The sequence below is a fragment of the Rathayibacter sp. AY1B6 genome, from assembly GCF_002932755.1.
GTDB lineage: Bacteria > Actinomycetota > Actinomycetes > Actinomycetales > Microbacteriaceae > Rathayibacter.
Map to the genome: position 1 here is coordinate 1 of NZ_PSWL01000044.1, position 8,492 is coordinate 8,492.

An 8,492-nucleotide genomic window follows, 5' to 3' on the forward strand; every position below is an offset into this window, starting at 1 on the left:
CGCTCCCTGCGCGGCCCCTCGCGGTCGGCCTCGCGGGGTGGTTGCGCGGGTGGAGCGGGTCGCGGTCGCCGCGGGTGAATCGCTTGGCACGCGATTCCCTCGACGGCTCGTGGGTGGAGCCGCTCCCTGCGCGGCTCCTCGCGGTCGGCCTTGGGAGATGGTGGCGCGGGTGGAGCGGGTTGCGTTCGCCGCGCGTGAATCGCTGGGCACGCGATTCCCTCGACGGCTGTGTTCGTTGGGAAGCCGCTCCCTGCGCGGCTCCTCGCGGTCGGCTTCGCGAGGTGGTTGCGCGGGTTAAGCGGGTCGCGTTCGCCGCATGGGAATCGCTGGGCACGCGATTCCCACGACGGCTGTGTTCATTGAGGAGCCGCTCCCTGCGCGGCTCTTCGCGGTCGGCTCGACGAGGTGGTTGCGCGGGTGGAGCGGGTTGCGTTCGCCGCGCGTGAATCGCTGGGCACGCGATTCCCACGACGGCTCGTGGGTGGGCCGCTCCTTGCGCGGAGCCGCGGCGAGCGGGGGGCGCGGTCAGATCTTGCGGAGGAGGACCGAGGAGACGGTGTGGTCCGCCTGCTTGCGCAGGACGAGGCTCGCGCGGGAGCGGGTGGGGCGCACGTTCTGCAGCAGATTCGGCTCGTTGATCGCTGCCCAGATGCTCCGCGCGCGCCCGCGGGCCTCGTCCGGGCTGAGCGCCGCGTAGCGGTGGAAGTAGGAGTTCGGATTCGCGAAGGCACCCTGCTGCAGGGTGAGGAAGCGCTCCTCGTACCAGCGCGCGATGTCACTGGTCCGGGCGTCGACGTACACGGTGAAGTCGAACATGTCGCTCACCGCCAGGCCGTGTCCGGGCACCGGCGGCTGCAGCACGTTCAGGCCCTCGACGATCAGCACGTCCGGCCGCCGCACGACGATCTCGGCGTCGGGGACGATGTCGTAGGAGAGATGCGAGTAGAACGGCGCGCGCACCTCCGCGGCCCCGCCCTTCACCTCCGAGACGAAGCGGAGCAGCGCCCGCCGGTCGTACGACTCCGGGAAGCCCTTGCGGCTCATCAGACCGCGGCGCTCCAGCTCGCGGTTGGGCAGCAGGAAGCCGTCGGTGGTCACCAGCTCGACGCGGGGAGTGTCCTCCCAGCGGGCGAGCAGCTCGCGCAGCAGGCGCGCGATCGTCGACTTGCCCACCGCGACCGACCCTGCGACGCCGATCACGAACGGAGTCGGCTGCGCGCGCTCCCCGAGGAACGTGCTCGTCGCGCGGTGCAGGTGCCGCGCGCCACCGGCGTACAGGCTCAGCAGGCGCGAGAGCGGCAGGTAGACCTCCGCGACCTCGGTGAGGCTCAGCCGGTCGCCCAGGCCCCGCAGCTGCACGACCTCGGTCTCCGACAGCGGCAGCTCCGTCGTGCGGGCGAGCTCGGCCCAGTCGGAGCGGACGATCTCGACGAAGGGGGAGGGGTGCGCGTCGCGCGCGGGATCGCGAGGAGACGACGGCATGGGGACCGATCCTAGCGTCCGCCCCGCCGGACGCCGGACGCCGCAGGAGGCGTCTCCGCGCCGCTTAGAATCGAGCGCATGTGTGGAATCGTTGGATACGTCGGTGAGCGCGACAGCCTGGCCGTGCTGCTCGGGGGCCTGAAGCGTCTGGAGTACCGCGGCTACGACTCGGCCGGCGTGGCCGTGATCGACGCCGACGGGCAGCTCGACAGCCGCAAGCGCTCGGGCAAGCTCAGCGTCCTGGTCGACGACCTCGAGGCGCACCCGCTGGCCGAGGGCACCACGGGCATCGGCCACACCCGCTGGGCGACGCACGGCGGCCCGACCGACCGCAACGCCCACCCCCACCTGGCGGACGACGGCCGGCTCGCTGTCATCCACAACGGCATCATCGAGAACTTCCAGCCGCTCAAGGAGCAGCTGCTCGCCGAGGGCGCCGTCTTCGAGAGCGAGACCGACACCGAGGTCGCCGCGCACCTGATCGCCCGCGAGTACCGCCGCACCGGCGACCTCGTGCTCGCCTTCCAGGCCGTCGTCGCGCACCTCGAGGGCGCGTTCACCCTGCTCGCCCTGCACCAGGACCAGCCCGGCGTGGTCGTCGGCGCGCGCCGCAACTCGCCGCTCGTGATCGGCCTGGGCGACGGGGAGAACTTCCTCGGCTCGGACGTCGCGGCGTTCGTCGAGTTCACCCGCCGCGCGGTCGCCATCGGGCAGGACCAGATCGTCACGATCACCCCCGAGCTCGTCACGGTGACCGACTTCTTCGGGAACCCCGTCGAGACCGAGCCGTTCGAGATCGCCTGGGACGCGTCGGCGTCCGAGAAGGGCGGCTGGTCGAGCTTCATGGCGAAGGAGATCACCGAGGGCCCCGAGGCCGTCGCCAACACGCTCCGCGGTCGCATCCACGAGGGCGCGATCACGCTGCCCGAGCTCGACGCGCTCGGCCCGGTGCTGACGGAGATCGACCGCATCACGATCATCGCCTGCGGCACGGCCGCCTACTCCGGCATGGTCGCCAAGTACGCGATCGAGAAGTGGGCGCGCGTCCCCGTCGAGGTCGAGCTCAGCCACGAGTTCCGCTACCGCGACCCGGTGCTCACCCCGCGCACCCTCGTCGTCTCGATCAGCCAGTCCGGCGAGACCATGGACACGCTGATGGCGGTCAAGTACGCCCGGGAGCACGGCGCGAAGACGCTCTCCGTCTGCAACACGCAGGGCGCGACGATCCCACGCGAGTCGGACGCCGTGCTCTACACGCACGCGGGGCCGGAGGTGGCGGTCGCCTCGACCAAGGCCTTCGTCGCCCAGATCGCGGCGCTCTACCTCTTCGGGCTGCACCTGGCCGCGGTGCGCGGAGCCGCCTCCACCGAGCTCGTCGCCTCTCAGGCGGCCCAGCTCGCCGCGATCCCGGAGAAGCTCTCCCGCGTGCTCGACGCCTCCGACGACATCGCCCAGCTGGCCGGTTGGATGGCCGACACCCGTGCGGTGCTGTTCCTCGGCCGCCACGTCGGCTACCCGGTGGCGCTCGAGGGCGCGCTGAAGCTCAAGGAGCTCGCCTACATCCACGCCGAGGGCTTCGCGGCGGGCGAGCTCAAGCACGGCCCGATCGCGCTGATCGAGCCGGGCCAGGTCGTCTTCGTGATCGTGCCGAGCCCGAGCGAGTCGTACGAGCTGCAGCGCAAGGTGATCTCGAACATCCAGGAGATCAAGGCCCGCGGCGCCCGCGTCATCGCGATCGCGGAGCAGGGCGACACGGCCGCGATCCAGATCGCCGACGAGGTCGTGCCGATCCCGCTCGCCGACCCGCTGTTCGAGCCGCTGCTCGCCGTCACCCCGCTGCAGATGTTCGCGATGGAGCTCGCCGCCGCCAAGGGCCTCGACGTCGACCAGCCGCGCAATCTCGCCAAGTCGGTCACGGTCGAGTGATCGAGCCGTGATCGTGGGGATCGGGGTGGACGTGGTGGACCTCGCGCGCTTCGAGCGCTCGCTGACGCGCACTCCCCGGCTCCGCGACCGGCTGTTCGCCGAGAGCGAACGCTCGCTGCCCGTCGCCTCGCTGGCGGGCCGCTTCGCCGCCAAGGAGGCGCTGATCAAGGCGCTCGGCGATTCCGTGGGCGCCCGCTGGCACGACATGGTCGTCGAGCGGGACGAGCACGGGAATCCGTCCTTCGCGCTGCACGGCCCGGCTCGGGCGGCCGCGGAGGCGCGGGGGATCACGCGCGTGCACCTCTCGATGACGCACGACGCCGGCGTGGCCTGCGCGTTCGTGGTGGCCGAATCGTGAGCGCTCCCGCGTCGTACCGCGAGGCGGTGATCGACGTCGACGCGATGGCGGCGAACGCCGCGCGCCTGCGCGAGCTCACCGGCGCCCGCCGGCTCATGGCCGTCGTGAAGGCCAACGGCTACGGTCACGGCGCTCTGGCCGCGGCGCAGGCGGCGCTCGACGGCGGCGCGGACGCCCTCGGCACCGCGGAGCTGCGGGAGGCCGTGGCCCTGCGCGAGGCCGGCGTCGTCGCTCCGATCCTCTGCTGGCTGCACGACCCCGGCGAGGACTTCGATGCGGCGCTCGAGCACTCGATCGACGTCGCCGTCTCCTCCGTCGACCAGCTCGACACGCTCGCGCAGTCGGCGGAGGACCGCGGCGTGCGCGCCGCCGTCCAGCTCAAGGTCGACACGGGCCTCAGCCGCAACGGCGCCGCGGAGGAGGAGTGGCCGCGCCTGGCGGAGGCGCTCGCCCGCCACGGCGCGCGCGGCACCGTCCACCTCACCGGGCTCTTCTCGCACCTGTCCAACACCTCGCGCGAGGACGACCTCGCCCAGCTCGCGCTCCTCCGCCGCGCCGAGGCCGTGCTGGCCGCGCACGGGGTGCAGGCGCCGGTCCTGCACCTCGCGGCGACGGCGGCGGCGCTGCGCCTCCCGGAGGCCCGCCTCGACATGGTGCGCAGCGGCATCGCCCTCTACGGGCTCTCGCCGTTCGAGGACGAGACCTCGCTGCAGCTCGGTCTCGTCCCGGCGATGACGCTGCAGGGCCGCGTCGCCGGCGTCCGCCGCGTGCCCCACGGGACCGGCGTGAGCTACGACTACACCTGGCGTGCCGAGGGCGGGACGACCCTCGCGCTCGTGCCGTTCGGCTACGCGGACGGCATCCCGCGCAGCGCCTCCGGTGTCGCGGAGGTCTCGATCGGCGGCCGCCGCCACCGGATCGCCGGGCGGGTCGCGATGGACCAGTTCGTCGTCGACGTGGGGGATGCGAGCGTCGCGACGGGCGACCCGGTGACGCTCTGGGGCGACCCGACGACCGGTGTCCCGTCGGTCGACGAGTGGGCGCGGTGGTGCGGCACCATCAACTACGAGCTGGTCACCCGGCTCGGGCCGCGCGTCCAGCGGCGGCTGCTGAGCGCGGCGGACGGCCGTGCCTGAGCGCTCCTGGTTCGCGGACCGCGTCGTCGAGGTCGCCGACCCGGAGGCCATGGCGGAGCTGGGCCGCGAGCTCGGCCGAGTGCTGCGTGCGGGCGACCTCCTGGTGCTGACGGGGCCGCTCGGGGCGGGCAAGACCACCTTCACGCGCGGGCTCGGCGAGGGGCTCGACGTCCGAGGCCCCGTGACGAGCCCCACCTTCGTGATCGCCCGCACGCATCCGCCGCTGCACGACGGGCCGCCGCTCGTGCACGTCGACGCCTACCGCGTGGGCTCGCCGGTCGAGCTCGACGACCTCGACCTCGACCTGGCGCGCTCGGTGGTCGTCGTGGAGTGGGGCGCCGGGATGCTGGACGGCGTCGCGGAGTCCTGGCTCGACGTGGTCATCGAGCGGCCGACCGCCGGCTCCGACGCCGAGGAGGGCGAGGAGCCGATCGAGCCGCGCACCGTCCGCTTCCGCGGCACCGGCTGGAGCTGAGCCCGCGGGTACCCTGGACGCGTGCTCCTCGCGATCGACACCTCCTCCGGAACCTCCGTCGCCGTCGTCGACTCCGCGGGCGCCGTGCGCTCGGAGCGCACCGAGACCGACACCATGCGCCACGCCGAGGTGGTCGGCCGGCTGATCCAGGAGGCGCTCGAGGCGGCCGGCGTCGCGCCCGCGGGCATCGAGGCGGTCGCCGTGGGCATGGGCCCCGGCCCCTTCACGGGCCTCCGGGTCGGGATCGCCGCTGCGCGGGCCTTCGCGCTCGGCCGCGGCGTGCCCACCCTCCCCGTGGTCTCCCACGACGCGATCGCGCTCGCCGCGCTGCGGCACGGGCGCGCGGCGGGCTTCCTCGTCGTCACCGACGCCCGCCGACGCGAGCTGTACTGGAGCGCGTACGGCGGGCTCGACGACCAGGGACTCCCCGTCCGCCTCGCCGGGCCCGGGCTGGACAAGCCGCCGGCCCTCCCGCATCCGGAGCTCCCGCGCCTGGAGGCCGAGTCGGTCTCCGCCGGCGAGCTCGGAGTCGTGGCCGCCCGCCTGCGCGCGGCCGGCCGCCCCGGCGCCGCGGACGAGCCCCTCTACCTGCGCTCGCCCGACGTCACGCTGTCGGCCGGCCCCAAGCGGGTGACCGCATGAGCGAGGCCGTGCTCCGCGACGCTCAGGCGGACGACCTCGACGCCGTCATGGCGATCGAGGAGTCCGAGTTCGCCGGTGACGCCTGGTCGCGCGGGATGATGGCGGAGGAGATCCGGAGCCGCCACACCCGGTACCTGGTGGCCGAGCAGGACGGCGAGGTGGTCGGGTACGCCGGGCTCCTCTGCCCCGTCGGCGCGCACGAGGGCGACGTGCAGACGATCGCGGTCGTCGCCCGGGTCCGCCGCACCGGCCTCGGCCGCCGCCTGCTGCGCGCGCTCCTCGAGGCGGCCCGCGAGCGCGGCGCCCGCGAGGTCTTCCTCGAGGTCCGCGCCGACAACCCCGCCGCGCAGACCCTCTACCGCTCGGAGGGCTTCGAGGAGATCGGCGTCCGCCCGGCCTACTACCAGCCCGACGGGGTGGACGCGATCGTGATGCGCCTGCCGCCGACCCCGACCCAGGAGACCCCGTGAGCACCGGACCCCTCGTCCTCGGCATCGAGACCAGCTGCGACGAGACGGGGATCGGCATCGTCCGCGGCACGACGCTGCTCTCGAACACCATCGCCTCCTCGATGGAGGAGCACGCCCGCTACGGCGGCGTCGTGCCCGAGGTGGCCGCCCGGGCGCACCTGGAGGCACTCGAGCCGGCCCTGCACGCGGCGCTCGCCGAGGCCGGTGTCGCGCTCGGCGACCTGGACGCGATCGCGGTCACCAGCGGACCGGGGCTCTCGGGCGCCCTCATGGTCGGCGTCGGAGCGGCGAAGGCGCTCGCGGTCTCGCTCGGCCTGCCGCTCTACGCCGTGAACCACCTCGTCGGCCACGTCGGAGCCGACGTCCTCCGCGCGGACGGCAGCGAGGGCAGCCCCGTCGAGGTGCCGACGATCGCGCTGCTGGTCTCGGGCGGGCACACCTCGCTCCTGCACGTGCGGGATCTGGTGTCGGACGTCGAGCTGCTCGGCGAGACGATCGACGACGCCGCCGGCGAGGCCTTCGACAAGGTGGCGCGCGTCCTGGGCCTGCCCTACCCGGGCGGACCGCAGATCGACCGGGTGGCGGCGGACGGGGATCCGAAGGCGATCCGCTTCCCCCGCGGGCTCAGCCTGCCGAAGGACCTCGAGCGCCACCGCTACGACTTCTCGTTCTCGGGGCTGAAGACCGCGGTCGCCCGCTGGGTCGAGAAGCGCCAGGACGCGGGCGAGGAGGTGCCCGTGGCCGACGTCGCGGCGAGCTTCCGCGAGGCGGTCGCCGACGTCCTGCTCACCAAGGCGCTCGCCGCGTGCCGCGACCGCGGCGTGCCGCGCCTCCTGCTCGGCGGCGGCGTGGTCGCCAACGCCCGGGTGCGCGCGCTGGCGGAGGAGCGGTGCGCGGCGGCGGGAGTGACCCTGCGGATCCCGGCGCTCTCGCTCTGCACCGACAACGGCGCGATGATCGCCGCGCTGGCGGCGCAGCTGATCGAGGCGGGGCATCCGCCGTCGGGGCTCGGCTTCGGCGCCGACTCGACCCTGCCGGTCACCGAGATCCAGGTCCGCTGAGGTCTCTACCGGGCGGTGGCCGGGGCGCGCAAGCGGCGTCCAGCTTTTTGACAGGCGGAACGTGGCACTGCCACTCTTGGCCGCATCCGCACGTTCCTGACCCTGGGGGATTCCATGACCACTCCGTACACGCCCGCGTCCGACCGCTACAACATCCTGGCGATCATCGGCTTCATCGCCTCGTTCTTCGTCTCCATCGTGGGCATCGTGCTGGGCTTCATCGCCCTGTCGCAGATCAAGCGCACGGGGGAGAAGGGCCGCGGCCTCGCCCTCGCCGCCGTCATCATCGGCTTCGTCGCGATCATCATCACCATCATCTCGTTCGTCGCGCTCTTCTCGATCGCGGCGACCATGCCCTCGACCGGGTACTGATCGACACGCCTCCGAGGCTCGGGGGCGCCCGCACCACCAGGAGGACACCGTGACCGACGACACCGCGCCCGGACCGCAGACCGGACCGGCGCCCGCGCCGTTCGCCCCTCCGCTCGGCGAGCCGTCGGCGGCCTACCCGCCGCCGACGGCCGCCGCCGATCCCTATCTCGGGCTCCCGCCCCGCCGCCCGCCGTTGAATCCGCTCGCGGTCGCGGCTCTGGTGTGCGGACTGCTGGGCCTGGCGCCCGCCGCCATCGTCCTCGGCCACATCGGCTTCGCCCAGGCCGGACGCTCCGGACAGCGCGGCCGCGGTCTCGCGGTCGCCGGCTTCGTGCTGGGCTACCTCGCGATCGTCCTGGCGGTGGTCGCCTACCTCGCCTGGACGGCCTTCGTCGGCGACCTGCGCGACGACGGCTACCTGCCCGCGTGAGCGGACGGAACCCCTCCGCCGCCGCCGGGGTGCTGGCTAGACTCGCGCCATGAGCGACGACAGCACCCGTCCCGGCCCCGGCTCCGACGAGCAGCACGGCTCCGTCCCGGTCCCGCCGGCCCCGCGCGTCCCCCCGGCCC

At 73.8% G+C, this 8,492-nt stretch carries 10 protein-coding genes; 9 read left to right on the top strand and 1 reads right to left on the bottom strand.

Going from position 1 to position 8,492, the window contains the following annotated elements; genetic code table 11:
* Positions 1-525 precede the first annotated feature (525 nt).
* Positions 526-1,482, bottom strand: a complete 957-nt coding sequence (gene coaA, locus C5D08_RS16385; protein ID WP_104277919.1) for a type I pantothenate kinase — start codon at positions 1,480-1,482, stop codon at positions 526-528.
* Between the two features lie 78 nt (positions 1,483-1,560).
* Here coaA and glmS point away from each other — a divergent pair, with 78 nt between their 5' ends.
* The 9 genes from glmS to C5D08_RS16430 all read left to right on the top strand — a co-directional run bounded on the left by glmS (position 1,561) and on the right by C5D08_RS16430 (position 8,352).
* Positions 1,561-3,408: a glutamine--fructose-6-phosphate transaminase (isomerizing) gene (gene glmS, locus C5D08_RS16390; protein ID WP_104277920.1), complete on the top strand. Its 1,848-nt coding sequence runs from the start codon at positions 1,561-1,563 to the stop codon at positions 3,406-3,408.
* Between the two features lie 7 nt (positions 3,409-3,415).
* Complete coding sequence (locus C5D08_RS16395; RefSeq protein ID WP_104225009.1) at positions 3,416-3,766, top strand: holo-ACP synthase; 351 nt, start codon at positions 3,416-3,418, stop codon at positions 3,764-3,766.
* Positions 3,763-4,902 carry an alanine racemase gene (alr, locus tag C5D08_RS16400; protein ID WP_308471638.1) on the top strand — a complete coding sequence of 380 codons (1,140 nt, stop codon included), beginning with the start codon at positions 3,763-3,765 and terminating at the stop codon, positions 4,900-4,902. The genes C5D08_RS16395 and alr overlap by 4 nt, the downstream gene beginning before the upstream one ends.
* Before the next feature lie 49 nt (positions 4,903-4,951).
* The gene (gene tsaE, locus C5D08_RS16405) at positions 4,952-5,377 is read left to right on the top strand and encodes a tRNA (adenosine(37)-N6)-threonylcarbamoyltransferase complex ATPase subunit type 1 TsaE (RefSeq protein ID WP_104277925.1); all 426 of its coding nucleotides are present in this window, start codon (positions 4,952-4,954) and stop codon (positions 5,375-5,377) included.
* Between the two features lie 21 nt (positions 5,378-5,398).
* Complete coding sequence (gene tsaB, locus C5D08_RS16410) at positions 5,399-6,019, top strand: tRNA (adenosine(37)-N6)-threonylcarbamoyltransferase complex dimerization subunit type 1 TsaB (protein WP_104277922.1); 621 nt, start codon at positions 5,399-5,401, stop codon at positions 6,017-6,019.
* Positions 6,016-6,489: a ribosomal protein S18-alanine N-acetyltransferase gene (gene rimI, locus C5D08_RS16415; RefSeq protein ID WP_104234156.1), complete on the top strand. Its 474-nt coding sequence runs from the start codon at positions 6,016-6,018 to the stop codon at positions 6,487-6,489. Before tsaB ends, rimI begins: the two co-directional genes overlap by 4 nt.
* Positions 6,486-7,550, top strand: a complete 1,065-nt coding sequence (gene tsaD / locus C5D08_RS16420) for a tRNA (adenosine(37)-N6)-threonylcarbamoyltransferase complex transferase subunit TsaD (RefSeq protein WP_104277923.1) — start codon at positions 6,486-6,488, stop codon at positions 7,548-7,550. Before rimI ends, tsaD begins: the two co-directional genes overlap by 4 nt.
* Positions 7,551-7,664: 114 nt before the next feature.
* Positions 7,665-7,922, top strand: a complete 258-nt coding sequence (locus tag C5D08_RS16425) for a DUF4190 domain-containing protein (protein ID WP_104225014.1) — start codon at positions 7,665-7,667, stop codon at positions 7,920-7,922.
* Positions 7,923-7,971: 49 nt separating this feature from the next.
* A complete protein-coding gene (locus C5D08_RS16430) occupies positions 7,972-8,352 on the top strand; it encodes a DUF4190 domain-containing protein (RefSeq protein ID WP_104277924.1) in 381 nt (126 codons plus the stop codon).
* The last annotated feature ends 140 nt before the right edge of the window (positions 8,353-8,492 follow it).